Origin of the sequence: Duganella sp. sic0402 (assembly GCF_019219065.1) — a bacterium.
GTDB lineage: Bacteria > Pseudomonadota > Gammaproteobacteria > Burkholderiales > Burkholderiaceae_D > Rugamonas.
Genome location: NZ_JAHUWK010000059.1, coordinates 1 through 243, shown reverse-complemented (window position 1 = coordinate 243; position 243 = coordinate 1). Strand labels below are relative to the sequence as shown.

The following is a 243-nucleotide window of genomic DNA, read 5'->3' as shown; positions in this document are numbered from 1 at the left end:
CAGCTTGCGCGGTGGTCAGCGAAGCCAGTTGCTCGGTGGTCAGTGCTTTGACCTGATCGCTGCCCAGTGCGGCAACGGTCGCGGTTTTCAGCGCGGCGAAGTCTTCGGTTTCCAGCGCTTTCAGCTGATTGCTGCTCAGCGACACGATCTGCGCGGTGCTCATCGCAGCAGCCTGGTTGGTGCCAATGGCGACGATCTGATTGGTGCTCAGGGCGGCCAGGTTGGTGGTGTTGATCGCGCCGA

At 62.1% G+C, this 243-nt stretch carries 1 protein-coding gene; it reads right to left on the bottom strand.

Translation table 11 applies throughout. The features are described from left to right. A partial coding sequence (locus KW842_RS27315; RefSeq protein WP_218307315.1) for a hypothetical protein occupies positions 1-243 on the bottom strand: 243 nt, incomplete at both ends.